Source organism: Microbacterium sp. STRO-1N (genome assembly GCF_057748015.1).
Genome location: NZ_CM173234.1, coordinates 723449 through 748227 on the forward strand (window position 1 = coordinate 723449; position 24779 = coordinate 748227).

The 24779-nt window shown below is 68.9% G+C and carries 16 protein-coding genes; 6 read left to right on the plus strand and 10 right to left on the minus strand.

The window, feature by feature from the left end; translation table 11 throughout:
• Nucleotides 1-45 precede the first annotated feature (45 nt).
• From AC3ANJ_RS03430 to AC3ANJ_RS03445, 4 genes are all read right to left on the minus strand, one after another.
• Nucleotides 46-1455: a rhamnulokinase gene (locus tag AC3ANJ_RS03430; protein WP_488318235.1), complete on the minus strand. Its 1410-nt coding sequence runs from the start codon at nt 1453-1455 to the stop codon at nt 46-48.
• Nucleotides 1452-3488, minus strand: coding sequence for a bifunctional aldolase/short-chain dehydrogenase (locus AC3ANJ_RS03435; RefSeq protein WP_488318236.1), 2037 nt, complete (start codon nt 3486-3488; stop codon nt 1452-1454). The genes AC3ANJ_RS03430 and AC3ANJ_RS03435 overlap by 4 nt, the downstream gene beginning before the upstream one ends.
• A gap of 93 nt (nt 3489-3581) precedes the next feature.
• On the minus strand, nt 3582-4343 hold the full coding sequence (locus AC3ANJ_RS03440) for a DeoR/GlpR family DNA-binding transcription regulator (protein ID WP_488318237.1): 762 nt from the start codon (nt 4341-4343) through the stop codon (nt 3582-3584).
• A 21-nt stretch (nt 4344-4364) separates the two neighbouring features.
• A complete protein-coding gene (locus tag AC3ANJ_RS03445) occupies nt 4365-4919 on the minus strand; it encodes a TetR/AcrR family transcriptional regulator (RefSeq protein ID WP_488318238.1) in 555 nt (184 codons plus the stop codon).
• Nucleotides 4920-4997: 78 nt separating this feature from the next.
• Between AC3ANJ_RS03445 and AC3ANJ_RS03450 the strand changes: the two genes are divergently transcribed.
• The gene (locus AC3ANJ_RS03450) at nt 4998-6353 is read left to right on the plus strand and encodes a carotenoid oxygenase family protein (protein WP_488318239.1); all 1356 of its coding nucleotides are present in this window, start codon (nt 4998-5000) and stop codon (nt 6351-6353) included.
• A gap of 23 nt (nt 6354-6376) precedes the next feature.
• On the opposite strand, the gene AC3ANJ_RS03455 is transcribed toward AC3ANJ_RS03450, so the two are convergent.
• From AC3ANJ_RS03455 to AC3ANJ_RS03465, 3 genes are all read right to left on the minus strand, one after another.
• Nucleotides 6377-7207: an alpha/beta hydrolase gene (locus tag AC3ANJ_RS03455; RefSeq protein ID WP_488318240.1), complete on the minus strand. Its 831-nt coding sequence runs from the start codon at nt 7205-7207 to the stop codon at nt 6377-6379.
• 70 nt (nt 7208-7277) lie between these two features.
• Nucleotides 7278-8441 carry an L-rhamnose isomerase gene (rhaI, locus tag AC3ANJ_RS03460; protein WP_488318241.1) on the minus strand — a complete coding sequence of 388 codons (1164 nt, stop codon included), beginning with the start codon at nt 8439-8441 and terminating at the stop codon, nt 7278-7280.
• A gap of 2 nt (nt 8442-8443) precedes the next feature.
• A complete protein-coding gene (locus AC3ANJ_RS03465; protein ID WP_488318242.1) occupies nt 8444-8812 on the minus strand; it encodes an L-rhamnose mutarotase in 369 nt (122 codons plus the stop codon).
• A 163-nt stretch (nt 8813-8975) separates the two neighbouring features.
• On the opposite strand from AC3ANJ_RS03465, the gene AC3ANJ_RS03470 reads away from it, so the two are divergent.
• Both AC3ANJ_RS03470 and AC3ANJ_RS03475 read left to right on the plus strand, forming a co-directional pair.
• Nucleotides 8976-14021, plus strand: a complete 5046-nt coding sequence (locus AC3ANJ_RS03470; protein WP_488318243.1) for a lamin tail domain-containing metallophosphoesterase family protein — start codon at nt 8976-8978, stop codon at nt 14019-14021.
• 39 nt (nt 14022-14060) lie between these two features.
• Nucleotides 14061-14843, plus strand: a complete 783-nt coding sequence (locus AC3ANJ_RS03475; protein WP_488318244.1) for a nucleotidyltransferase domain-containing protein — start codon at nt 14061-14063, stop codon at nt 14841-14843.
• Nucleotides 14844-14849: 6 nt separating this feature from the next.
• Here AC3ANJ_RS03475 and AC3ANJ_RS03480 read toward each other — a convergent pair whose 3' ends face one another.
• From AC3ANJ_RS03480 to AC3ANJ_RS03490, 3 genes are all read right to left on the minus strand, one after another.
• On the minus strand, nt 14850-15689 hold the full coding sequence (locus AC3ANJ_RS03480) for a carbohydrate ABC transporter permease (protein WP_488319226.1): 840 nt from the start codon (nt 15687-15689) through the stop codon (nt 14850-14852).
• A gap of 68 nt (nt 15690-15757) precedes the next feature.
• On the minus strand, nt 15758-16654 hold the full coding sequence (locus tag AC3ANJ_RS03485; RefSeq protein WP_488318245.1) for a carbohydrate ABC transporter permease: 897 nt from the start codon (nt 16652-16654) through the stop codon (nt 15758-15760).
• A gap of 67 nt (nt 16655-16721) precedes the next feature.
• The gene (locus AC3ANJ_RS03490) at nt 16722-18035 is read right to left on the minus strand and encodes an ABC transporter substrate-binding protein (RefSeq protein WP_488318246.1); all 1314 of its coding nucleotides are present in this window, start codon (nt 18033-18035) and stop codon (nt 16722-16724) included.
• A 185-nt stretch (nt 18036-18220) separates the two neighbouring features.
• Here AC3ANJ_RS03490 and AC3ANJ_RS03495 point away from each other — a divergent pair, with 185 nt between their 5' ends.
• From AC3ANJ_RS03495 to AC3ANJ_RS03505, 3 genes are all read left to right on the plus strand, one after another.
• Nucleotides 18221-20884, plus strand: coding sequence for a family 78 glycoside hydrolase catalytic domain (locus tag AC3ANJ_RS03495; protein WP_488318247.1), 2664 nt, complete (start codon nt 18221-18223; stop codon nt 20882-20884).
• Nucleotides 20881-23652, plus strand: a complete 2772-nt coding sequence (locus AC3ANJ_RS03500) for an alpha-L-rhamnosidase (protein ID WP_488318248.1) — start codon at nt 20881-20883, stop codon at nt 23650-23652. The genes AC3ANJ_RS03495 and AC3ANJ_RS03500 overlap by 4 nt, the downstream gene beginning before the upstream one ends.
• Nucleotides 23653-23726: 74 nt before the next feature.
• Nucleotides 23727-24734 carry a LacI family DNA-binding transcriptional regulator gene (locus AC3ANJ_RS03505; RefSeq protein ID WP_406246870.1) on the plus strand — a complete coding sequence of 336 codons (1008 nt, stop codon included), beginning with the start codon at nt 23727-23729 and terminating at the stop codon, nt 24732-24734.
• The last annotated feature ends 45 nt before the right edge of the window (nt 24735-24779 follow it).

Genomic DNA, 24779 nt, shown 5'->3' on the forward strand with positions numbered 1-24779 from the left:
TGAGCGAGGAGGCGGGGCTCGTTCAACGAACGAGAAGAGGAGTGCTCAGCGCGGGTCGTACCGGACCGGTTGATGTGTGCGCGCGACCAGCGTGCGCAGCTCTTCGAGGGTCGCCGGAGCAGCGCCGAGGGCGCGCGCCTGCACGAGCACGTTGCCGAGCGCGGTCGCCTCGACGGGGCCGGCGAGCACCGGCACGCCTGAACGATCGGCGGTCGCCTGACACAGCAGCCGGTTCAGCGATCCGCCGCCCACCAGGTGGATGGCGTCGATCTCACGACCGGAGAGATCTCCGGCCGTCTGCACGGCATCCGCGAAGGCCTGCGCGATCGACTCGACGATCGTGCGCGCGAAGGCCGCGCGGTCGGCCGGCACTGCCGAACCACCGGACGTCAGCACGGCGGCGATGCGCGCCGGCATGTCGCCCGGTGCGCTCAGCGATGGGTCGTTCGCATCGAAAAGGGGGATGTCTCCGGAGACCGCCGCCGCGGCATCCAGCAGCTCTGACAGGTCGATCGAGGAGGCGTCCTCCGCCTCCCAGGCCCGCACCGTTTCGCTCAGCAGCCAGAGGCCGGTGACATTGTGCAGGAACCGGAACCGGCCGTCCACGCCCAATTCGTGCGTGAAGTTCGCCGCGCGTGCGGCATCCGTCAGCACCGGCTCCGCGATCTCCACGCCGACCAGGCCCCACGTGCCGCACGAGATGTACGCCGAATCCGGCGTCGACAGCGGCACGGCCACGACAGCGGATGCCGTGTCGTGCGAGCCGACGGCGACGACGGGAAGGTCCTTGCCGATGCGCTCGGTCAGATCGGGACGCAGCGTCCCGATCACGACGCCAGGGTCGACGAGCGGCGGGAGGATGCCGGACGGGATGCCGAGACGCTCGGCGAGCTCCAGATCCCACTCCGACGACTCGACCCCGAGAAGCCCGGTCGTCGAGGCGTTCGTGCGCTCGGCGACACGTGCCCCGGTGAGCAGGTAGGCGATGAGATCGGGGATGAGGAGCGCGCCGTCGGCGTCCGCGAGGGCGGTGTCCACGCGGTACTGGTACAGCGTGTTGAACGGCAGGAACTGCAAGCCGTTGCGCTGGTACAGCTCGGTGAAGGGGGCGATCGTGTGCACTTCGGCGACCCCGCGCTCGCTGCGCTCGTCGCGGTAGTGGAACGGCTCCGCGAGCAGTGCGCCGTCGCGCAGCAGACCGTAGTCCACCGCCCAGGAGTCGATGCCGATGCTCTCGATCGACGGCTCCCGGCGGACAGCCTCGGCGAGTCCGTCGACGATGTGACCGTACAGGGCATCGAAGTCCCAGTGCAGTCCGTCTGCGCGCTCGACGGGGCCGTTGGTGAACCGGGTGACGAGCTCGAGCTCGAGCGTGTCGGGTCCGACCCGCCCGATCATGACCCGCCCCGACGTCGCTCCGAGGTCGACCGCGGCGACCGCGCGGATGTCAGTCATCGCAGGAACGCCGCGGCGACGCCGGAGTCGACCGGGATGTGCAGGCCCGTCGTGCGGCTCAGCTCCGGGCCGGTGAGGACGAACACCGCGTCGGCGACGTTCTCGGGGACGACCTCGCGCTTGAGGATCGTGCGGTTCGCGTAGAACTGGCCGAGGTCCTCCTCCGCCACGCCGTACGTGGCCGCGCGGTTCGCGCCCCACCCGGAGGCGAAGATGCCGGAGCCGCGGACAACGCCGTCCGGGTTGATGCCGTTGACGCGGATACCGAACTCGCCGAGCTCGACCGCGAGCAGCCGCACCTGGTGAGCCTGGTCGGCCTTGGTCGCGGAGTAGGCGATGTTGTTCGGGCCGGCGAAGACGGAGTTCTTCGACGAGATGTAGATGATGTCGCCGCCGAGCTTCTGATCGATCAGCACCTTGGCCGCAGCCTTCGACACGAGGAACGACCCCTTGGCCATGACGTCGTGCTGCAGGTCCCAGTCCTTCTCGGTGGTCTCCAGCAGCGGACGCGACAGCGAAAGGCCGGCGTTGTTCACGACGAGGTCGACGCCGCCGAAGGCCAGCACGGCCTCGTTCAGCGCGGCCTGCACGGCGTCGGCATCCGCGACGTTCGCGGCGACGCCGATCGCGACATCCGTGTTCCCGAGTTCGGCCGCCGCGGTCTGCGCCTTCTCGAGGTCGAGGTCGGCGACGACGACGCAGGCGCCCTCGGCCGCGAGCCGGGTGGCGATGGCCTTGCCGATGCCGGATGCCGCGCCCGTGACGAACGCGATGCGGCCCTGGTGGGACTTCGGCTTCGGCATCCGCTGCAGCTTGGCCTCCTCGAGCGCCCAGTACTCGATGCGGAACTTCTCGGCATCCGAGATGGGGGAATAGGTCGAGAGCGCCTCTGCGCCGCGCATGACGTTGATCGCGTTGACGTAGAACTCGCCGGCGACGCGGGCGGTCTGCTTGTTCGCACCGTAGGAGAACATGCCCACGCCGGGGATCAGGACGATGAGCGGGTCCGCGCCGCGGATCGCGGGGGAGTCCGCCGTCGCGTGCGCGTCATAGTACGCCTGGTAGTCGGCGCGGTACTCCTCGTGCAGTTCGTGCAGTCGGGCGATCTGGTCCTCGAGGGATGCCGTCGCCGGGAGGTCGAGGATCAGCGGCTTGACCTTCGTGCGCAGGAAGTGGTCGGGGCAGCTCGTGCCGAGAGAAGCGAGCTCGGGTGCGCGCTCGGACGCGAGGAAGTCGAGCACGACGTCGGAATCCGTGAAGTGGCCGACCATGGGCTTGTCGTGCGAGGCGATGCCGCGGATCGTGGCGGCCAGCGATGCCGCGCGTTCGCGTCGCTCGGCATCCGGCAGTGCCTCGAAGCCGGCGCGGACGCCGCCGAACGGCGCAGCCTTCCCGTTGGCTTCGATGTACGCGGCCGCGGTGTCGATGATCCACAGCGAGTTGGCCTCGGACTCCTCGGACGTGTCGCCCCAGGCGGTGATGCCGTGTCCGCCGAGGATGCAGCCGATCGCCTGCGGGTTCGCCTTCTTGATCTCAGCGATGTCGAGGCCGAGCTGGAAGCCGGGGCGGCGCCACGGCACCCACACGACCTTGTCGCCGAAGATGGTCGCGGTCAGCTCTTCGCCGTCCGCCGCCGTGGCGATCGCGATGCCGCTGTCGGGGTGCAGGTGGTCGACGTGCGCCGCGTCGACGAGACCGTGCATCGCGGTGTCGATCGACGGAGCCGCGCCGCCCTTGCCGTGCAGGCAGTAGTCGAACGCGGCGACCATCTCGTCCTCGCGGTCAAGACCCGGGTACACGTCGACGAGCGCGCGCATGCGGTCCAGGCGCAGCACCGCGAGGCCGGACTCCTTCAGCGTGCCCAGGTCGCCGCCGGAGCCCTTGACCCACAGCAGCTCGACGGGCTGGCCGGTCACCGGATCGGTCTCGGTGCCCTTCGCGGAGGTGTTGCCGCCCGCGTAATTGGTGTTCTTCGGGTCGGCGCCGAGGCGGTTCGACCGTGCGATGAGTGCGGCGGCGGTGGCGTTGGTCATGAGCTCTCCAAGACAGGAACGATGCACGACCCACGCGGTCGGGCTGTTAGATCATGTGAAATATAACACAATACGAACATCGACCGAAAGGGCTCAGCGGATGTCGGTGATCCCGCGATACGGGTCCAGTCGCTCGTCGCGTGGTTCGAGTTCGGTGATCAGCACGGAGATCTCGTGCAGTTCGAGTGCGCGCGCCACCGATCGGCGCTGCAGCTTGCTCGAATCGATCAGAACGACGGTGGTCGCCGCATTCGTGGCCATGGCCTGCTTGAGCTCTGCCTCCTCCACAGAGACCTCTGAGGTCCCGTCGTCGCTGTCCAGAGCATCCGCAGATGAGAAGAAGATGTCGAAGTACACCGAGCGGATGCTGCGCCGTGCGAGGGGGCCGACGAGGCTGCCCGTCGTCGGCTCGGCCGTGCCGCCCGAGATCACCGCGCTGACCCCCTCGAAGGGCTGCAGCAATTGGAAGCTCTCGAACGAGTTGGTGTAGGCGGTCAACCCGGAGCGTGGCCCGATCGCCGAGGCGAGCATGCTCACCGTCGTCGATGCGTCCAGCGCTATGCTCCCGGCCGTCGGAACCAGCTGCAGCGCCTTCTCGGCGATCGTGCGCTTGGCCGTCGCGCGGATCGCCCGGCGCGCATCGAACGGGCGAGCGCGCGGCGCCGCCGTCGCGCCGCCGCGCACGCGGCGCACCCGGCCCTCGGCCTCGAGTTCGAGCAGATCGCGGCGGATCGTCATGGGCGATACCGCGAACAACTCGGCCGCCGCGTCGATCATCACGCCGCGCGGAGCGTTCGCGAGCTCGACGAGTTCGTCTCTGCGACGCTGTGCGTCGAGGTTGCCGGAGAGCGCCATGAGAGGAATCTATCCGCGCCGTCAGCGCACTGCGGCGATCGCCCGCAGTCCGGCGATGACGTCATCGGCGGTGGGGGCGCGGTCGGGGTCGACGAGATGCTGGGTCATCACGCCCGTGATGAGGGCGAACTGAATCGCACCGGCGGCGCGACCGGCGTCGCCGCCTGCCGAGGGGAACGCTTCGCCGAGGCCGACGCGTCCGCGCTCCTGCGTATCCGCGAGCCGTTGGCGCAGCTCATCGTCGTGCAGCGTCTGCGTGAGGATCTCGAGGTTCGCCTTCCACAGGGCGCGGTCGTGCCGGAAGGAGTCGATCATTCCCGACCAGAACGTGCGGAGCCGTTCTCCGGCGTCGTCGGCATCCGCTCCGGTGCCGACCGTGATCATCGTCTCGGCCAGGTCGCCGGACAGCTCGATCATCGCCTGGAGGAGGAGTTTGTCCTTCGTGCCGTAGTGGTAGCCGATCGAGCCGAGGTTGGTGCTCGATGCCTCGACGATGTCGCGGGCGGTGGTCCGGCTGTAGCCGCGCTCGATCAGGCAGCGCTTGGCGCCTTCGAGCAGGTCCTCCCGGTGTCCCATGCTCCTGATCCTATGCGACGCCTCCACTGTTTATACAAACGTGTGATACGTTCGTGTAAACCGATGAGAGGAACCACCGTGCGACTCGAGCGATACACCCGAGGCAACTTCGCCCCGGTCACAGAAGAGATCACCGCCTTCGACCTGCCGGTCACCGGGAAGATCCCCGAGGACCTCGATGGGCGCTACCTGCGCATCGGCCCCAATCCGCTCGGGTTGGAGGACGCCTCGGCGCACCTGTGGACGCTCGGCGAAGGCATGGTGCACGGCGTCCGGCTGCGCGACGGACGTGCGGAGTGGTACCGGAACCGCTGGGTGCGCTCGGCCTCCGTGGCGGACCGCCTGGGCGAGCCGCGCCGCGGTCGACCGGTCGACGAGCGGTTCGACTTCGCTCCGAACGTGCAGGTCGCCGGGCACGGCGGGCGCTTCTACGCACTGATCGAAGGCGGCATCGCGCCCTACGAACTGACCGGCGAGCTCGACACCGTCGGCGTCTCCGATCTGGGCGGGACCCCGGAGGGCTTCACCGCCAACGCCCACACCAAGTACGACCACCGGACCGGCGAGATGCACTCCCTGGCGTTCCGCTACGGCGTGGACTTCATCCAGCACATCGTGTTCGAACCGGGCGGCGGCGTGCAGCGCACGACGAACATTCCCGCGCCGACCATGCCGTATCTGCACGACTTCGGCCTCACCGACAACTTCGTGCTTATCTACACCTCACCCGTGGTGTTCAATCCCGAGCTCTTCGCCACCGGCGTCCCCTTCGGCTGGAACCACGATCTGCCGACCCAGGTCGGCGTCATGCCGCGGGCCGGAGGCGTCGTGCGGTGGATGGACTTGCCGCCCGGCATGGTCGGGCACACTCTCAACGCCTACGAAGAGGCCGGCAGGATCGTCGCCGACGTCGTCGTGCACCGCGGCGTGTTCAGCCTTCTCGACATCGGCGCTGGGCGCCCGGTCCTGGAGCGCTGGACCGTGGATCTCGCCGCGGGGAAGGTCCGCACCGAGCTGCTCCACGACAGGCCGCAGGACTTCCCGCGGATGAACGGCCGGCACGCTGGTCGCCCGTACCGGTTCGGATACTCGGCGTCGACGGAGCTGTACGCCCCGACCAGCGTCACGGAGCCCGACCGCCCCGATGAGGGGTTCTCGAACGCGATCCTGAAGCACGACCTGCTGACCGGGACGACCGAGGCGCACGAGTTCGGGCGCGATGCCGCCGCTGGCGAGGCCGTGTTCGTCCCGGCGGCGAATGCGACCGCTGAGGACGACGGGTACAACCTGCTCTACGTCCACGACCCAGAGCGCGGCGCCGCGGACCTCGTCGTGCTCTCCGCGCAGGACTTCAGCGGCGAGCCCCTCGCCCGCGTGCATCTGCCGGCGCGCGTCCCGCTCGGCCTGCACGGGAACTGGATCCCCGAGCGCTGAGCCGGCGCATCCCGGCCCGCCGTCTAGGCGATCAGGGCCCTGAGTCGCGTGGCGAACCGCTCGATCGTGCGCGTCGCGGCCGGCTCCTCCGGCCGGTTGAGGTGACCGTGCTGCGTGCCCGGTTCGGTGAGGACCTCGACCTCGCGGCCGGCTGTGGCGAGGGTCGCGGCGAAGAACTCACCGGAGACCCGAAGCTCGTCCGTGTCGCCGTTGACGATGAACGTCGGCGGGTAGTGCGCCAGATCGGATGCCGTGGCATCGCCAGGCACAGCTGGCAGCGGTGCGTCGTCGGCCGACCCGCCGAGGTAGTTCTCGTACATGCCGAGCACGACCTCCGGCGGGAAGCGATCCGCGTCGGGGTTCGCGTCCAGGGCGGCGCGCAGCTCGGCATCCGGAGCGGGCTGAACTGCGAGCAGCGTCGGGTAGGCGAGCAGCGCGAGCGCCGGCGCCTCGTCGGTGCCGGCGAGGCGGAGCGCGGCTCCGGCCGCGAGATTGCCGCCGGCGCTCGTCCCGCCGACGGCGAGCGCGTCGACCGAGATGCCGAGCTCATCGGCGTGCTCGCGCGTCCAGCGGATCGCCGTGACCATGTCGTCGGACCCGGCCGGATAGATGTGCCCCGGCGCTTCCTCCACCCCGGGGTGGAAGCCCTCGGGTACCGGCGCGAGCCGGTAGTCGACCGAGACGACGGTCGTCCCGCGGGCGGCGAGCTGGCGGGCGACCCAGTCGGATTCGGGCATGTCGATGTCGCCGAACAGGAAGCCGCCGCCGTGGGCCCAGACGAGTCCGGTGCCGTCCGGCTCCGGTGCGGGGTACACGCGCACGAGTCCGTCGGCTGCTGCATAGGGCGTGGTCATTCAGTTCCTCTCGGAGAGAACGCCGGGGACACGGAGATCGGCATCCCGTGTCCCCGGCGGGTCTGTGGGGTCAGGCGCCCCAGCCGGCCTGGACGCCGCCGACGCGCTCTTCGGCGATCTTCTGCTGGTAGCCGGATGCCGCGTACGCCGCCATGGGGTCGGCGTTCAGGCCCCGGCTCTCGCGCCACTCTGCCAGAGCAGGACGGACATCCGTGTAGAACGCGTCCATGAAGACGGCGTTCGCAGCCAGCACGTCGCCCGAGCGCTGCGCCGCGGTCAGGGCGTCGCGGTCGACGAGCAGCGCACGGGCTGTCATCTCCTGGACGTTCAGGACCGAGCGGATCTGGCCGGGGATCTTGTCCTCGACGTTGTGGCACTGGTCGAGCATGAAGGCCACATCGGGGTTGTTCAGGCCGCCGCCGCGGATGACCTCGAACAGGATGCGGAACAGCTGGAACGGGTCGGCGGCACCCACGATGAGGTCGTCGTCCGCGTAGAAGCGCGAGTTGAAGTCGAACGAGCCCAGCTTGCCCAGGCGCAGCAGCTGCATGACGATGAACTCGATGTTCGTGCCAGGCGCGTGGTGGCCGGTGTCGAGGCACACCATCGCCTTCTCGCCGAGGGCGCTCACCTGGGCGTACGAGGTGCCCCAATCAGGAACGTCCGTGTGATAGAACGCCGGCTCGAAGAATTTGTACTCCAGCACGAGGCGCTGGTCGTCGCCGAGGCGCGCGTAGATCTGCTCGAGCGAGTCGTGCAGCCGGTCCTGGCGCCCGCGCATGTCGGCCTGACCGGGGTAGTTCGAGCCCTCCGCGAGCCAGATCTTCAGGTCGCGCGAGCCGGTCTCGTCCATGACGTCGATGCATGCGAGGTGGTGGTCGATCGCCTTCCGGCGCACCGCGGCATCCTCGTGCGTGAGTGCACCGAACTTGTACTCGTCGTCCTGGAACGTGTTGGAGTTGATCGTTCCGAGTTCGACGCCGAGGTCCTCGGCGTGCTTGCGCAGGTCGGCGAAGTCGCACATGTCCCACGGAATGTGCAGTGCGACGGACGGCGCGAGCCGGGTGTAGGCGTTGACCTGGGCGGCATCCGAGATCTTCTCGAACGGATCGCGAGGCGTACCGGGGGTGCCGAACACCTTGAACCGGGTGCCGGAGTTGCCGAACGCCCAACTGGGCAGCTCGATGCCCTGCTGCTCGAGGGCGGCAAGGTTCTCTGGGGAGAGGGCGGACATGATCACTCGCTTTCTGCGGATTCGGATGCTGCGGCGGAAAGCTGATCCGCCAGATTGAAGACTTCGGTGAGCGGGGTCGCGGCCTGGTCCGGGCGGCCGTCGAGCCCGACGAAGAAGCGGGACATCTCGGCCTCCCAGCGGCCGGCGACCTCGGACGCGGCGAGGTAGGCCTGCGCGGCGTCGTCGTCGTCCGTCTCGTAATAGCCGATGAGTGTGCCGCCCTCGCCGAGGAACAGCGAGTAGTTGCGCCGCCCGGATGCCGCGATCTCGGCGAGCATCTCGGGCCACACGGGGGAGTGCCGTGCGAGGTACTCGTCCAGCAGTTCTGGGCGGACCTGCAACTGGAAGCAGACCCGGGTGGGGGAGGTCATCGTCGACGTGCTCCTCGATTGATGGATGAATCGTTTCAAGATTAGAGGGCGACCGCCGATCGTGCAACATCGCACGCGCTTCAGTCACGAGCCACCTCCGGTTCATCCTTCGTTTCCCCACGAAGGGGGAGCGGTTCAGCCGTTCGCGATTCGCTGAACTCTCGTGACCCACCCCGTTCTCACCCGACTTCGTGCTGTCCTCGCCGGCGCGGCCACCCTCGCCATCGCCGCAACAGGTATCGGCATCGCGGCGCCGGCATCCGCCGCTGAAGCGCTCCCCGAGCTCGTGATCACCGAGATCATGCCCGACACCGCGGGCACCCCATCCGATCAGGACTACTTCGAGTTCTTCGAGGTCGCGAACACGACCGACGCGCCGATCGACTTCGCCGACTACGCGCTGCGGTACAACACGTCCGGCTGGTTGTCCGTGGTCGAGCCGGGCACAGAGACCGCGCTCGCCGATGTCATGATCCCCGCCAGGAGCTCCGCCGTGTTCTGGCTGCGATATGCGGTCGGCACCGGGGATGCCGCCGTGGGGCAGTGGCAGCTCGCGGATGCGGACTTTCGCGCGCACTACGGCGACGCCGCATCCGCCTACCCGCTCTTCCACGTGATCGGTCAGGGCGGATTCGCCAACACCGGTGCGCGCGAGTTCCGCCTGTTCCAGGGCGACCGATCGACGCTGGTCTCGGGCGTCGACTACGACCGCGTCGCCGGCAAGGGACTGTCCGAGCAGTACACGGTCCCGGCCGCGGGGGCGGTCTCGGTCGAGAAGGTCATGATCACGCCGACCCCCGGCACGGTCGACCCGGCGCAGCTGGTGCGCCCGGGCGGTGCGGAGGAGCCGGGGCCGGACCCGGTCGGCCCCGACCCGGACCGCCCCACCGACCCTGCACTCGCGGCACCGCTGCTGCAGATCACCGAGCTGGCCCCCGACACGGCGAATGTCGACGGCGCGGATGCCTTCGAATTCGTCGAGGTCTTCAACGCGTCGGACGCACCGGTCGACTTCAGTGACTACACGCTCAGCTACCTCTACACCGACAACGCGCTCACGACACCGGTCACGCTCAACGCGACCCTGTGGCCGTCATCGCCGGAAGATGTCGTGATCCCCGCCGGCGGCACGCTCGTCGCGTGGATCGTGAACCCGGTCGGGGTTGCGAGCGGGCTCACGGTCGCCGACTTCAACGAGGCGTTCGGCACCGACCTCGTGCTCGGCGAGGGCATCGTGCAGCTCTTCAACGGCGGAATGGCGAACGGCGGATCCCGCGGCATCCAGGTCGCCACCGATACCGGCCATGACGTGAGCCGCGCGTACTACTTCGACAACGACCAGACCACGGCCGACACGGGGATCCAGTACGGCTGGAACCCGGGCGAGGGCGCGCACCTGTGGGCGCCCGAGGCTCCGGACGGCACGATCCAGACGATGATGGCGCTCGCGGCGCCCACGCCGGGTTTCGTCAGCGCCGGCCAGGTTCCGGCATCCTTCGTGGCGGCGCCGGCGGCAGGAACCGCACCCGCCATCGAAGATCTCACCGGTGGCTCCGATGTGCCCGACACTTCAGCGCTCGATCTCGGATTCGCGGTCACGGACGATGTGCTGGTCCGTTCTGTGACGCTCGAGCTGGTCGACAATCTGGGCGCGACCCAGAGCCGGAACCTCACGGTCGAGGCGGCGGACCGGTTCCATTACTCCGTGCCGGCGGCCGACCTGTTCGGCAAGCGGTGGATCGAGTACTCGGTCACGGCGAGCGACGGACTGCAGCAGAGCACGCTGGGCCCGGTGCGCGTCGAACTCGTCGACGGCGAGCCGGAGCCGGTGCGCCTCAACCTGACGGACGGGCAGTTCGTCGCCGGCCCCGTTCGCGTGTCCGCGACGGGCGACGACGTGACGCTCGAGATCGACGGTGCCGAGGTCGACGACGCGGTCGCGTCGCTGGAAACGGGTCCGGTCTTCGCCTTCGAGGCGACGAACACCGATGCCTTCTTCCGCAACGGCGTCAAGCTCGGCGACGAGGTTCTGAAGATCTTCGACGAGGGCTACTACGCGCGCATCGTGACGGTCGACGCGACGGTCCCTGTCGAACGCGTCGCACCGGGGGAGCAGATCACGCTGTCGATCACGGCTGGCACCAAGGCATGGCCGAACGCGGACGTCAACGAGAACAACGACGACTTCGCCGCGCAGAACCTGCGCCTCGCCCTGCCCGACGGCCGCGTGCTGCGGCCGGATGCCTGTGCGACGACCAAGGAGGAGAACGGGCAGGTCACCGGTCCGGCGTTCGCGGACTGCCCCGCCCCGTCCGAACGGATCGCGTTCAGCGACGCCTCGCTGGTGTCGTTCCTCGCGACCTTCACGATTCCGGATGACGCGTTCACGTCGGTATCGACCATCTGGGACACGACCTCGGTCGAGGACGGCGACCACGCCGTCACCGCCCGCGCCGGTGCGGATGACGCGACCAGGACCGTGGTCGTCGACAACACCGCGCCGGTCATCGAGCCGACGGTCGTCGACGGCGAGAAGTACCGGGGGCACCTCGTCGTGGATGCCGCGGCGACGGATGCCGGATCCGGCGTTGCCGAGATCTCGGGAGTCTTGGACGGCGTTCCGATCGCACTGCCGCTCGCGACGTCCTCGCTCGGGCTCGCGCCGGGCGCGCACGTCGCCGAGTTCACCGCCACGGATGCCGTCGGCAACACCGCCACGACATCGGTCGCCTTCGAGACGGCCGACGAGCAGCCGGCGATCCGACTCGATGGGCCGACCGACGGCGAGATCCTCGAGGGCGACACCGCCGAGCTCACCGCCACCCCGACATCCGCTGAGGGCGACGCGCTGGATGTGAGCTTCCGCGCAGGCCAGAGCTACGCGCCGGGTGATGAGGGGCTCACCATCAGCCGCGGAATCGTCTCCGACTCCCAGACCCAGGACCGCACCGCGGGTGAGGTCCTGGGCGAGGAGGATCTCGCCGCGCTGCTGGGCACCGACGGCGTGAACGTCCAGACGACGGCCGCGACCGGTCTGCCCTACCAGCTCTACACGATGGCGGTGTCGGCCGATGTCGGCACGGGTGCCCTTGCGCGGGTGGACTGGCGCGGTACCGCCAATGCCGGAGCGAAGGTGATCCTGTACGTCCGCACCGTCGACGGCGCCTGGGAGCAGGTCGCTCAGCACCTGACGACGGCGGAGACACCCGAGTTCGCGCTCGAAGCGCTGGTCCCGGTCGACGGCCATGTCGTGGACGGCGTGCTCACCGCCCTTGTCCAGCATTCGGACGGATTCTCCGCCGACGACCTTTCGACGCGCGCGAGCGAGGTGGCTCCGTACCACCCCGAGGCCACACCGCGCGATGCGTACGACTTCACGATCGCGATCGAGAGCGACACCCAGTACTACAACGAGACCGACGACTACTACCCGCACCAGCTCGCGATCCACGAGTTCCTGCTGGAGCAGCGGGAGAACCTCAACCTGCAGTACATGATCCACAACGGCGACATCGTGAACGTGCACACCGATGCGCATCAGTGGGACAACGCGAATGCGGCGTACACGATGCTCGACGAGGCCGGTCTGCCCTACGGCGTCCTCGCGGGCAACCACGATGTCGGCGGTCACGACGCGGACTACACGCAGTACTCCGAGCACTTCGGCGAGGCGCGCTACGCGGGCAACCCGTGGTACGGCGAGTCGTACAAGGACAACCGCGGACACTACGACCTCGTGTCGGCCGGCGGCATCGACTTCCTGATGATCTACATGGGCTGGCCGACGCCGAACGACGTGACGGACAACAGCGAGGACATCGCGTGGATGAACGAGGTGATCCAGCGCTACCCCGAGCGCAAGGTCTGGATCAACCTGCACGAGTACATGCTGACCACGGGCGGCCTCGGGCCGTTCCCGCAGCGTGTGTTCGACGAGGTCGTGACGCCCAACGCCAACGTCTTCGCCGTCAGCTCGGGGCACTATCACGATGCCTACACGCGCACGGACGAGATCGATGACGACGGCGACGGGGTCGCCGACCGCACGGTGTACTCGATGCTGTTCGACTACCAGGGGCTGCCGGAAGGCGGTCTGGGATACCTGCGCCTGGCGCACTTCGACAACGAGGGCCAGCGGATCATCATCCGCACCTACTCTCCGTCGCTGGCCGACTTCGACTCCGATGAGCCGTCGCTGAACGACCCGGCAGGGATGCAGGAGTTCGAGATCCCGTACGCGACCGCGGGCATCGTCCCCGGTGAGAAGACGCTGGCTGCCGACTCGTTCCGCGCCGAGATCCTCACCGCGCAGGAGATCGGCGCGCAGACCGGAGTCGCCTCCGGCACGCAGACGTCGGCCACCTGGAGCGACCTGGCCGAGGGCGAGCACGGCTGGTATGTCGTCGCGACCGGCCCGCACGGCGGAACCGAGTACTCCGAGGTGCGCACCTTCCAGTCGGCTGCGGTCGGCGGCGGGACGCCGGGCGAGCCTGGGGAGCCGGGTGACGGCGATGCGGATCCGGGTGACGCGGATGCCGGTGCTGATCCGGGTGACGGCGATGCCGGTGCTGATCCGGGTGACGGCGACGCCGGTGCCGACCCGGGTGACGCTGATGCGGGTGTCGACCCCGGCGACGCGGACGCAGGGGGAACGCCAGGAGAGCCGGGCGACAGCGACACCGGCGGCGAGACTCCCGGCGAACCGGGCGACGCAGGCTCGGACACCGGCTCGGACGGTGGTTCGGACACGGGCTCCGACGGCGGGTCCGACGCCGAAGGTCCGGTCGACCCCGAAGAACCCGCCGTCCAGCCGCACGGAACCGTGACGGCCGCGCCGGGATCGGCGCTCGTCCCCGGCGGACGGATGCAGGTCGAGTTCACGGGCTTCCAGGTCGGCGAAGAGGTGCGCTTCGTTCTGCACTCCACGCCGATGCCGCTCGACGAGACGCTCACGGTGGGCGCCGACGGAACGCTCACGGGAATCCTCGACATCCCCGAGGACGTCGAGGTCGGCGCGCACGAGCTCGAAGCGATCGGCGCCTCCGGGCTGTCGGTGTTGTCCGAGACGTTCACGATCACGAAGGCGCCGGCCGCCGGCATCCTGCCGGCGACGGGCGTGGACGTGACGATCGGCGTCGTGATCGGGGCCGCGCTGCTCGCCGCAGGCGCGCTGCTCCTGGTCGGAATCCGGCGGCGCCGGATGCGCTGACGCGGTGACCTGCGCGACCAGGCGCTACGGTGTCTCGTTATGGAGCAGCAGCAACGGGCGCTGGACGCCTACGTCGCGCAGGTCGCCGCGGATCCCGACACGGTCGGGGTCGTGGTCATCGGATCGGTGGCCCGCGGCACGGAACGGGCGGATTCCGATGTCGACGTGTACCTCGTCGTCACCCCGGAGGCCTTCGCGCGCTCGACGGGCGAGGACCGCTGGGCGTGGATCGACCGGTACGACATGGACTACCCCGGCTCGTACATCGACGTGAAGCTCGCCGATCTCGCCTACCTGCGCACGGCCGTCGACCGGGCCGACGATCCGACCCGTGCCTCGTTCGCCGGAGCCAGGGTGGTCTTCAGCCGCTCCGACGAACTCGCGACGCTGGTCGAGAAGATCAGCACGCTCGGTGATGAGGTCTGGGCGGGGCGGATCCGCTCGCACATCGCCCAGGCGCACCTGCACGGCGGCTACTTCCTGCGTCAGGCCGAGGAGCACGGCGACCCGTTCCTGCTCCAGCACGCCGCCGTGCATCTGACCCTCGCCGCGGCGCGGGCCGCCCTGGCGAGTGCGCACCGCCTCATGCCAGGGCCGAAGTACATCCATCGGCTCGTGCGCGAGGTTACCGGCCCTGACGGGTTCGTCGCAGCGTGGGATGCCGTGGTCGCCGCGCCCTCGATCGCCACCGCGAACGCACTGATCGAGATCCTCGACGACTGGCTCGGCCGGGATCAGACCCGCGACGAGTCGCTGTCGGTGTTCATCCGCGACAACGAGCTCGCGTGGCTCCGGGGCACGATCCCGGCCGAGTACTTCTGAGACCGCTCAGCCCTTGACGGCGCCGCTGGTCATTCCGGCGACGATCTGACGCTGGAAGAAGACGTACATCACCAGCGGCGGCACCGTGATCAGCAGGATGTTCATGAACAGCAGGTTCCACTGACTGAGGCTCTGACTCTGGAAGTTGTACAGCGTCAGCTGCACGGTGGCATTGGCGTCACCGGGAAGGAAGTACAGCGGACCGGTGAAGTCGTTGAACACCGCGACCGACTGCACGACGATCACCGTCACCGCGACCGGCTTCAGCAGCGGCATGACGACCTGGAAGAACAGCCGCAGGGGACCAGCGCCGTCGATCACGGCCGCCTCATCCAGCTCGCGCGGGATCGTCGAGACGAACGCGCGGAACAGCAGGATGCAGAAGCTCAGGCCGAACGTCGCCTCGATGAGGATCATGCCCGGCATGGTCTTGAACAGCCCGATGCCCTGCAGCACCCAGATCGTCGGGACGACGGCCGGCGGCACGATGAGCCCGGCCAGCACGAAGATGTTGATGACGGCGTTCCACTTCGACTTCCGTCGTTGCAGGATGTAGCCGACCATCGCCGCGAACACGACCATGATCGCCACGCTCGCCACCGTCAGGACGGTGGAGTTGATGAACGCCGTCACCAGCATCCAGTCCCGTGCCTGCAGCACAGTGACGATGTTCTCCCACAGGTACCAGCCCTGAGCGGGCAACGAGAACTCGAAGAGCGACGCCTCCTGCGGATTCTTGACGGCCGTGAGGAAGATGAACGCGAACGGCACGATGAACACGACGATCGACGCGAGGATCGCGATGATGCCGATGACGTAGCGGGTGAAGAACAGCCGCGGGGTCATCGGGCGGCGGTCGGAGCGGGCGATCTTCGCCTTGGAAGATCCGGCCGTGGTGATGGTGCGGGTGAGCGTCATGACTCCACCTGCCTCTTGTTGAGGATGTATTGGATGGGCACGATGATCGCCGTCACCACGATGAACAGCACGACGTTGCCAGCCGTGGACAGACCGTAGAAGCCGGCCTGGTACTGCTTGTAGATGACCGACGCGATCACATCGCTCGTGAAGCCCGGGCCGCCTCTGGTCATCGCCCAGATGAGCTCGAACGACCGCAGACCGCCGATGAGCGACAGCAGGATGACCGTCGCCGTCGCCGGCTGCACCAGCGGCAGCGTGATGTTCTTGAACCGCTGCCATGCACTCGCACCGTCGACCTTCGCGGCCTCGAAGTACTCCTGAGGGATGGCGACGAGACCGGCGATGAAGATGAGGGTCGCGATGCCGACGCCTTTCCAGACGTCCACGAGGGCGACCGAGATCAGAGCCCACGCCGGGTCGGTGAGCCACCCTGGTCCCTGGATGCCGATGAGCGCCAGCGTCTGGTTGATGAGCCCATCGAACGGGTCCATCAGAACCTTGAAGGTGATGCCGATGCCGACCGTCGATACGAGGACGGGGAAGAAGATCGTCGAGCGCAGGTAGCCGCGACCGAGGATCGAGCCGGTCAGCAGCAGGGCGAGCGCGAGCCCCAGGACGACCTTGAGTGCGCTGGTCACGAAGCCGTACACGAACGTGTTGACGAAGCCCTGCACGAGCATGGGCTCGGTGAAGAACTGGACGTAGTTGTCGAAGCCGATGAACTCGATGTCGAAGAGCGACCATCGGGTCAGGCTGAAGTAGAACGAGGCGAACGTGGGGATCGCGAACAGGACGATGTAGAGCACCGCGGACGGGATGTAGAACCACGTCGGGTACGAGCTCTTGATGCCTTTGCGCTTCCCCGGGGGAGCTGAAACGGCAGCGGTCATGATGTCTCCGTCGAAGAGGTGGAGGTGCGGGCCCGCCGGGCGGGCCCGCACCATGGTCAGGAGCGGATCACCAGCCGTCGAGTCCGAGCTGCTGGGCCTGCTTCTTCACGTCCTCGTCGTAGAGCGCTGCGCCCTCGTCGGCCGGGCGGATGCCGCTGCCGACCTCGACCGTGATGTTCTCGAGGTTCGGTCCCTTGATGGGGGACAGGAACTCGAGCGCCGGGTTGGTGTTTCCCTCGTCGAAGTACGGCTGCATGTCCGTCAGCAGACCGGGCACGTCGTCCGGAAGCTCGCACGCGCTGGTCGCGAACGGTCCACTGGGCACCATCGCGGTGGTCTGCACCTCGCAGCCACCGGGCGAGTTGATGAAGGCGATGAGCTTCTTCGCGGCCTCGAGCTTGTCGCCCTCGGTGGTCTTCGGGATGTACACCGCGTTCGGCAGCCACACGGTCAGTTTCGTGTCCTCGGCGTTCTGCGCCGGCAGCGGGAAGACGCCGATGTTCTCCAGCTCGTCGGGGAAGTTCTGCTGGAACGTCGACACGATGCCGGTGAGGATCGGGTAGTGCGCACCCTCACCGGTGGCCACCATGCGGGCGCCGTCGTCGTACACGGCTGAGGCGTAGTCCTGGTTCCACCAGCCCGCTTCGAAGCCGGCCTGCTGGTTGGCGAAGCCCTGCAGCGCCGGCTCGTCGGCGTACTTCCGCTTGCCGGCGGTGTACTCGTCGGCCCAGTCCTCGTCCTGAGCGAGCACGTTGCCGAAGTCGCCGAGGATGAACAGCTGGCTCGTCCAGGTGTCGCCGTAGGTCTGGATGACCGGGGTGATGCCCGCGGCCTTGATCGCTTCGTTGTTCGCGGCGAACTCGTCCCAGCTGGTCGGGACCTCGAGACCCAGATCCGCGTAGACCGTCTTGTTGTAGACGACGGCTCCGGCCTGCGTCGCGCCGAACGGTGCGCCGTAGATGCCGTTCTCGGTCGAGACCACAGCGGTCATCGTGTCGATGAGATCGCCGACCCAGGGCTGGTCGTCGAGCGGCACGAGGTTCTGGTCCGGGTTGAGCGCCTGGAAGAGCGAACCCGAGTTGTAATAGAAGACGTCCTCCATCTCGCCGGTGGCGAGCTTGGTCTTCATGAGGTTGTCGCCCTCGGTGCCGGCCGGCTGGGACTCCAGCTTGACGGTGATGTCGGGATTCTCGGCCTCGAACGCCTCGATGAGCGCTTCGGCGATCTCGATGTTCGTGCCGGTGTTCTGCGTGAGGAACGAGATCTCGACCTTGCCGTCGGCGCTGCCGCCATCGCCCGTGCTGCAGGCGGCGAGCGGGACTGCGAGGGCTGCGACGCCGACTGCGGCGAGGAGAACCCTTCGGGTACGGGTGCTGTCCATCCTTCTACCTCCATGTAAAAGCTGACTCTTGGTTGCGGTCTCGACGTCGAGGCCGTCATGCTGTTGAATGGGATGCGTTGAAACCATTCAACTCCCCGTAAGGTACGACGATCCGAGGCGAGAGTCAACGATCGTTTCCGAAATGAGTCGTGCGCGATGACGCGCACAGTGGAAGGAACGACGCCATGGCGGCCACCCCACCCCTCACGCAGTTCGACGCGTCCACGCGCGTGGTCTCGCTGCGCTCGCAGCATGGCGCGGAACTTCTCGGCATCCCGCCCACAGGGCTGCGGCTGACGTGGCGCACCGAGAGCTCGACCCCTGGTGCCGAGCAGCTCGCCTACCAGCTCGCCACGGGGCCGTCGGGCGACGAACTGGTGCCGGCGGATGAGGTCGCCTCCGCGGATTCGGTGGCGATTCCGGCGGGCGATCTCGCGTCGGGCGAGCGCCGAGCGTTCGCCGTGCGCATCGCCACCGCGGCGGGATGGACGGCATGGAGCGACGAGCTCGTCGTCGAAGCGGGGCTGGACGCCGATGACCTCAGCGCCGCCGTCATCGGCATCCCGAGCGAGGTCGAAGGCCCGGTGGCGCTGCTGCGCACCACCTTCACGGTCGAGACCCTCCCCGAGCGTGCGCGACTCCGGTTGAGCGCACTCGGACTCGTGGATGCCTGGATCAACGGCGAGCGTGCCGGCGACGCTCGGCTCACACCGGGGTGGACGTCGTACGGCACCCGCGTGCTGATGGACACGATCGACGTCACGACGCTGCTGCGCGAGGGCGACAATGTCATCGTGCTCGAGGTCGGCGACGGCTGGTACCGCGGGCGGATGGGATTCGCGAACCGCACCAGGATCTACGGCGACCGGTCCGGCGCGATCGCGCAGATCGACACGGAGGCCGGCGTGCTCGTCGCGACCGGCGACACGTGGCGCGGCGGCTTCGGAGCCATCCGATCCGCGAGCATCTACGACGGCACCGTCACCGATCTGCGCCTGCGTGCGGAAGGCGTGCACGAGGCATCCTTCGACGACTCGGACTGGATCGCGGCATCCGTGATCCCGACCGACCCGGCCCGCTTCGAACCGCGATCGGCACCGCCGATCCGCATCGTGGCGGAGCGCGAGATGACCCGCACCGACCGCGACGGCGCGGTGCAGTTCGACAGCGGCCAGAACATCTCCGGCTGGGTGAGACTGGTGGTGCGCGGCCGCGCCGGCGACGTCGTCATCATCCGCCACGCCGAGATCCTCGAGCCGTCTGGAGATCTGCACACCGCAGCTCTGCGCAGCGCGAAGGCGACCGATTCCTACACGCTCGACCGCGACGGTGAGCACGTGCTCGAGCCGCAGTTCACCTTCCACGGCTTCCAGCACGCGGAGGTCACCGGTCCCGTCGAGGTCGTGTCGGCCACGGCGGTCGCGATCTCGAGCGACCTGCCGGCCCGGTCGACGTTCCGCTCGGCATCCGACGCGCTCGACCGGTTCCACTCGAACGTGTTCTGGTCGCAGCGCGACAACTTCGTGTCGGTCCCGACCGACTGCCCGCAGCGCGACGAGCGGCTCGGCTGGACCGGCGACGCGCAGGCGTTCGCCGCGACGGCGAGCACTCTGATGGATGCCGAGGCGTTCTGGCGGAACTGGCTGCGCGACCTCGAGGCCGACCAGACCGACGAGGGCGGTGTGGCGTCCGTGGTGCCGGACATCATCCGCTTCGAGGACATGCGCATGGGCGAGGGGCCGGTCGACAACATGGGCCGCGCCGGCTGGGCGGATGCCGCGACGATCGTCCCGCTGGCGGTGTACGAGGCCTCCGGCAGCGACGAGGTGCTGCGCCAGCAACTGGGCAGCATGCGCCGGTGGGTCGAGCACCTGCGGCGCCGGGCCGGGGACGGCGTCGTGCTGCCGACCGAGCCCTTCCAGTACGGCGACTGGCTCGATCCGGATGCCCCTGGTGAGCGCCCGTGGGAGGCGAAGGTCTCCAGCGACTACGTCGCGAACGCGTTCTACGTGCACTCGGCCCGCCTGCTCGCGCGCGCCGAACGACTCGTGGGCGACGCGACTCGCGGCGACGGGTACGACGCGCTCGCCGATCGTGTCGCGGTGGCGACATGGGAGCGCTGGGGTGCCGAGGCCGTGACGACGCAGACCGGTGCCGCGCTCGCGCTGGAGTTCGCGATCGCACCGGAGGGCGAGCGCGCCGCGATCGCGGACGGCCTCGCCGCGAACGTCCGCGCCGAGAACGGGCGGATATCGACGGGCTTCCTCGGAACGCCCCTCGTGCTGTTCGCGCTGTCGAACACCGGGCACCTCGACGAGGCGTACCTCATGCTGCTGCGCCGCGATGCGCCGAGCTGGCTCTACCAGGTCGACCGCGGGGCGACGACGGTCTGGGAGCGCTGGGATGCCATCAAGCCGGACGGCAGCATCCACTCCGGAGACATGGATGCCGGGTCGCACGACTCCGGCGGCAGCATGATCTCGTTCAACCACTACGCCTACGGCGCGATGATCGACTGGGCCTACCGGACGGTCGCAGGACTCGCGCCCGCCGAGCCGGGGTACCGCCGTACGCGGATCGCTCCGCGGCCGGCGGTCGAGCTCGACCATGCCGCGGCATCCATCGAGACGTCGTACGGTCGGCTCGCGATCGACTGGCGACTGGACGCCGACGAACTGCGGGCGACCGTGGAGGTGCCCTTCGGCGTCACGGCGGATCTTGATCTCCCGGTGACCGAGACGTCGATCGTCACGGTCGATGGCGCACCGGCATCCAGCACCCTGTCCAGCGGAACGCACGAGATCACCGTGACGGCACCGGCCGTCGCAGGAAGCGAGAAGCGAGCATGAGCACGAGGATCGTCCGTGTCGAGATCGACGCACCGTACGGCAGCGACGTCGTCGCCACCGCCGGGCCCGCCATCGGGTGGGTCACCGAAGCGGATGCCGACGGCTGGCGCCAGGCGAGGGCGGAGCTCGAACTGACCACGGCCGAGGGGACGCAGGAGCACGTGGTCGACGGGCGAACGTCCGTGCGCGTGCCCTGGCCTTTCCGGGCTCTTTCTCCGCGTGAGGAGGCGTCGCTGCGCGTGCGCGTCACGGGCGTCGACGACGAGGCATCCGAATGGAGTGCACCGAGGTGGATCGTCGCCGGATTCCTCACGGACGGGGAGTGGCAGGCGCGCACGATCGCGGTCGCGACGCCCGCGGGACCGGCGGAACCCGCCGTGCTGCGGCGCGAGGTCGCCGTTTCGGGCGACGTGCGCAGGGCGACCCTGTACGCGACAGCGGTCGGGGTCTACCAGGCGGCCGTCAACGGCGCGGATGTCGACGATCAGACGCTCAAGCCGGGCTGGACGCCGTTCCAGGCCAGGACCGTCCACGAGACCACCGATGTGACGACGCTGCTCCGAGCGGGAGCGAACGAGATCACCGTCCGCCTCGCCGGGGCCTGGGCGACCGAGCGGTACGGGTTCCGCGACAACGCGCAGCCGGTCTACGCCGACCAGCCGCGGTTCGCCGCCCAGCTGGTCATCGAGTACGCGGACGGTAGAGACGAGGTCGTCGTCACCGACGAGACCTGGGAGAGTGCGCCTGGTCCGATCACGGCCAGCGGCCTGTACGCCGGTGAGGACCACGACGCCCGCCTGGTGCCTTCGACCTGGGCCAGGGTCGCCGTCGTCGAGGATCTGCCGGTTCCCGAAGCCCGAGTCTCGCCGTTCGTCCGCCGCATCGAGGAGCGCGCGGTCGCCGAGGTCATCACGACACCGAGTGGGAAGACCGTGCTCGACTTCGGTCAGAATCTCGTCGGGCGCCTGCGCATCCGGGTCGCCGGGCCCGCCGGCACCGTCGTCACGCTGCGGCACGCCGAGGTGCTCGAGCACGGCGAACTCGGCACGCGGCCGCTGCGTGCCGCTGCCGCGACGGATCGGTACACGCTGGCCGGCACGGGCGTCGAGGAGTGGGAGCCGGAGTTCACCTTCCACGGTTTCCGCTACGCGGAGATCGACGGATGGCCCGGCGGGTTCGACCCCGCAGACGTCACCGCCGTCGTGGTCCACAGCGACATGGAGCGCACCGGGTGGTTCGACACCTCGCATGCGCTCGTGCGACAGCTGCACGAGAACGTCGTGTGGGGACTGCGCGGCAACTTCCTCTCGGTGCCCACCGATTGCCCGCAGCGCGATGAGCGGCTCGGCTGGACCGGAGACATCCAGGTGTTCACCCCGACGGCGAGCTTCCTGTACGACGTCCGAGGGTTCCTGGACTCCTGGCTGTGCGACCTGGAGATCGAGCAGGTGGACGGCGTCGTGCCGTTCGTCGTGCCGAACGTGCTGGGCCCTGCCCGGCCGGCCGCTGCGTGGGGCGACGCGGCCACGGTCGTCCCGTGGGTGCTGCACGAGCGCTTCGCCGATCTCGACACGCTCGAGCGGCAGTACGACAGCATGAAGGCCTGGACCGATGCGATCGTCGCGCTCGCCGGCGAGCGGCGGCTCTGGGAGGGCATGTTCCAGTTCGGAGACTGGCTCGACCCCGATGCGCCGCCGAACCAGCCGGCCAAGGCGAAGACCTCGACCGACATCGTCGCGAGCGCCTACGTCTTCCGCTCCGCCGATCTGACCGCCCGCTCGGCTGCGCTGCTGGGACGGACAGCGGATGCCGAGGCGTACGCCCGCATCGCCGAAGAGGTCAGGCAGGCGTTCCTCGCCGAGTACGTCACTCCGGCCGGGCGCATGATGTCGGATGCGCAGACCGGGTACGCGCTCGCGATCGTGTTCGACATCGTCGAACCGGAGCGCCGCCAGGCACTCGGCGACAGACTGGCCGAGCTCACGACACTGGGCGGCTACCGGATCAGCACCGGCTTCGTCGGGACGCCGATCATCCAGGATGCGCTCACCCGCACCGGACATCTCGACGTCGCACGGCGCCTGCTGACCGCGACCGAGAACCCCTCCTGGCTGTACCCGGTCACGATGGGGGCGACCACCATCTGGGAGCGCTGGGACTCGATGCTCCCTGACGGCACGATCAACCCGGGTGAGATGACCTCGTTCAACCACTACGCACTCGGCGCGATCGCGGACTGGCTGCACCGGTCGCTCGCCGGACTCGCGCCCGCGGAGCCGGGGTACGCGCGCCTGCACGTCGAGCCGCACCCGTTGCAGGGGTTCGAGTTCGCCGAGGCGACGCATGTCACGCCGTACGGACGGGCATCGGTGCGCTGGGACCGTGAGGGCGACGACATCGTGGTGCAGCTCGCCGTCCCCGCGAACACCGAAGCCGATGTGGTGCTCCCCGACGGACAGCGGCACACGGTCGGCTCGGGGGCGCACCGGTTCTCGTGCGCCGCACCGCCGCTGGCCGTCGTGCCGTCGGAGGTGGGTCTCTCATCGAGCCTCGCCGCGATCATCGACGACGCCGAGGCGTACGACGAGATCGTCGGCGCGTTGAACGAGTGGCTTCCGTCCGTTGCGGAGGACTTCCGCAGCGGGACGCAGTGGGGCGACGGACTCGTCCTCGAGGAGCGGCTGTCGCACCTGGCAGCACCCGAGGTGCGCGCGGAGATCGCGCAGCGTCTCGCCGCGCTCAGCGAGCGGAGAAGCGCCAGCTCGTAGGGGCAGGCGGGGATGCCGTACACTCGCGGACAGCGCGCGACAGGACCAGGCGTCGCGAGAGGAAGAGGCGGACAGTGGCAGTGAGCGTACGCGACGTGGCGGCGACCGCCGGGGTCTCGGTGGGTACCGTGTCGAACGTGCTGAACCGGCCGGACAAGGTCGCCGCCGCCACCGTCGAGCGGGTTCAGGCCGCGATCGAGGAGCTCGGCTTCGTGCGCAACGACGCGGCTCGTCAGCTGCGCGCCGGTCGCAGCCGCAGCATCGGTCTCGTCGTGCTCGACGCCGGCAACCCGTTCTTCTCGGACGTCGCGCGCGGCGCAGAGGCGCGCGCCGAGGAGGATCGTCTTTCGGTGCTGCTGGGCAACAGCGACGAGGACGCCTCTCGCGAAGACGGCTACCTCGACCTCTTCCGGGAGCAGCGGGTGAACGGGGTGCTGATCACCCCGGCATCCGATGACGCGGCGAAGCTGCGCCGCCTGCAGGATGCCGGAACCCCCGTCGTCCTCGTCGACCACGAGATCCCGGGGAGCGGTTTCAGCTCGGTGTCGGTCGATGACGTCGAGGGCGGCTACCTGGCGGCGAAGCACCTGCTCGATGTCGGCCGACGCCGGCTGGTGTTCGTCGGAGGACCCGCGGCGATCGCGCAGGTCGCGCATCGTCTGACGGGTGCGCGGCGGGCGGTGGCGGAGGTCGCGGATGCCGGCCTCGAGGTCATCGAGATGCCGGCGCTGACGGTGCTGCACGGGCGGGACGCGGGGGAGGATCTCGTCCGGCGCAGCGCCTCAGATCGGCCGGATGCGATCTTCGCCGCGAACGACCTGCTGGCCGTCGGCATCCTGCAGGCGCTGACGATGTTCAGCGACGTGCGGGTGCCGGAGGACATCGCGTTGATCGGTTACGACGACATCGACTTCGCCGCGGCGACCGTCGTGCCGCTGAGCTCGATCCGCCAGCCGGCGCAGCTCATCGGGCACACCGCCGTCGACCTGCTGCTGCGCTCGATCGACGACCCGGACGGGGATTACGAGCGCAACGTGCGCTTCCGCCCCGAACTGGTGGTCCGCGCTTCGACCGCCGGCTGAGCTCTCTTCGTTCGTTGAACGAGGAAGCCGCCGTTCCCCTCGTTC

What these genes read in the sequence shown, in the direction of transcription:
- AC3ANJ_RS03430 (WP_488318235.1), bottom strand. Translation starts at nt 1,455, where the DNA reads ATGACTGACATCCGCGCGGTCGCCGCGGTCGACCTCGGAGCGACGTCG.
- AC3ANJ_RS03435 (WP_488318236.1), bottom strand. Translation starts at nt 3,488, where the DNA reads ATGACCAACGCCACCGCCGCCGCACTCATCGCACGGTCGAACCGCCTC.
- AC3ANJ_RS03440 (WP_488318237.1), bottom strand. Translation starts at nt 4,343, where the DNA reads ATGGCGCTCTCCGGCAACCTCGACGCACAGCGTCGCAGAGACGAACTC.
- AC3ANJ_RS03445 (WP_488318238.1), bottom strand. Translation starts at nt 4,919, where the DNA reads ATGGGACACCGGGAGGACCTGCTCGAAGGCGCCAAGCGCTGCCTGATC.
- AC3ANJ_RS03455 (WP_488318240.1), bottom strand. Translation starts at nt 7,207, where the DNA reads ATGACCACGCCCTATGCAGCAGCCGACGGACTCGTGCGCGTGTACCCC.
- rhaI (WP_488318241.1), bottom strand. Translation starts at nt 8,441, where the DNA reads ATGTCCGCCCTCTCCCCAGAGAACCTTGCCGCCCTCGAGCAGCAGGGC.
- AC3ANJ_RS03465 (WP_488318242.1), bottom strand. Translation starts at nt 8,812, where the DNA reads ATGACCTCCCCCACCCGGGTCTGCTTCCAGTTGCAGGTCCGCCCAGAA.
- AC3ANJ_RS03475 (WP_488318244.1), top strand. Translation starts at nt 14,061, where the DNA reads ATGGAGCAGCAGCAACGGGCGCTGGACGCCTACGTCGCGCAGGTCGCC.
- AC3ANJ_RS03480 (WP_488319226.1), bottom strand. Translation starts at nt 15,689, where the DNA reads ATGACCCCGCGGCTGTTCTTCACCCGCTACGTCATCGGCATCATCGCG.
- AC3ANJ_RS03485 (WP_488318245.1), bottom strand. Translation starts at nt 16,654, where the DNA reads ATGACCGCTGCCGTTTCAGCTCCCCCGGGGAAGCGCAAAGGCATCAAG.
- AC3ANJ_RS03490 (WP_488318246.1), bottom strand. Translation starts at nt 18,035, where the DNA reads ATGGACAGCACCCGTACCCGAAGGGTTCTCCTCGCCGCAGTCGGCGTC.
- AC3ANJ_RS03495 (WP_488318247.1), top strand. Translation starts at nt 18,221, where the DNA reads ATGGCGGCCACCCCACCCCTCACGCAGTTCGACGCGTCCACGCGCGTG.
- AC3ANJ_RS03500 (WP_488318248.1), top strand. Translation starts at nt 20,881, where the DNA reads ATGAGCACGAGGATCGTCCGTGTCGAGATCGACGCACCGTACGGCAGC.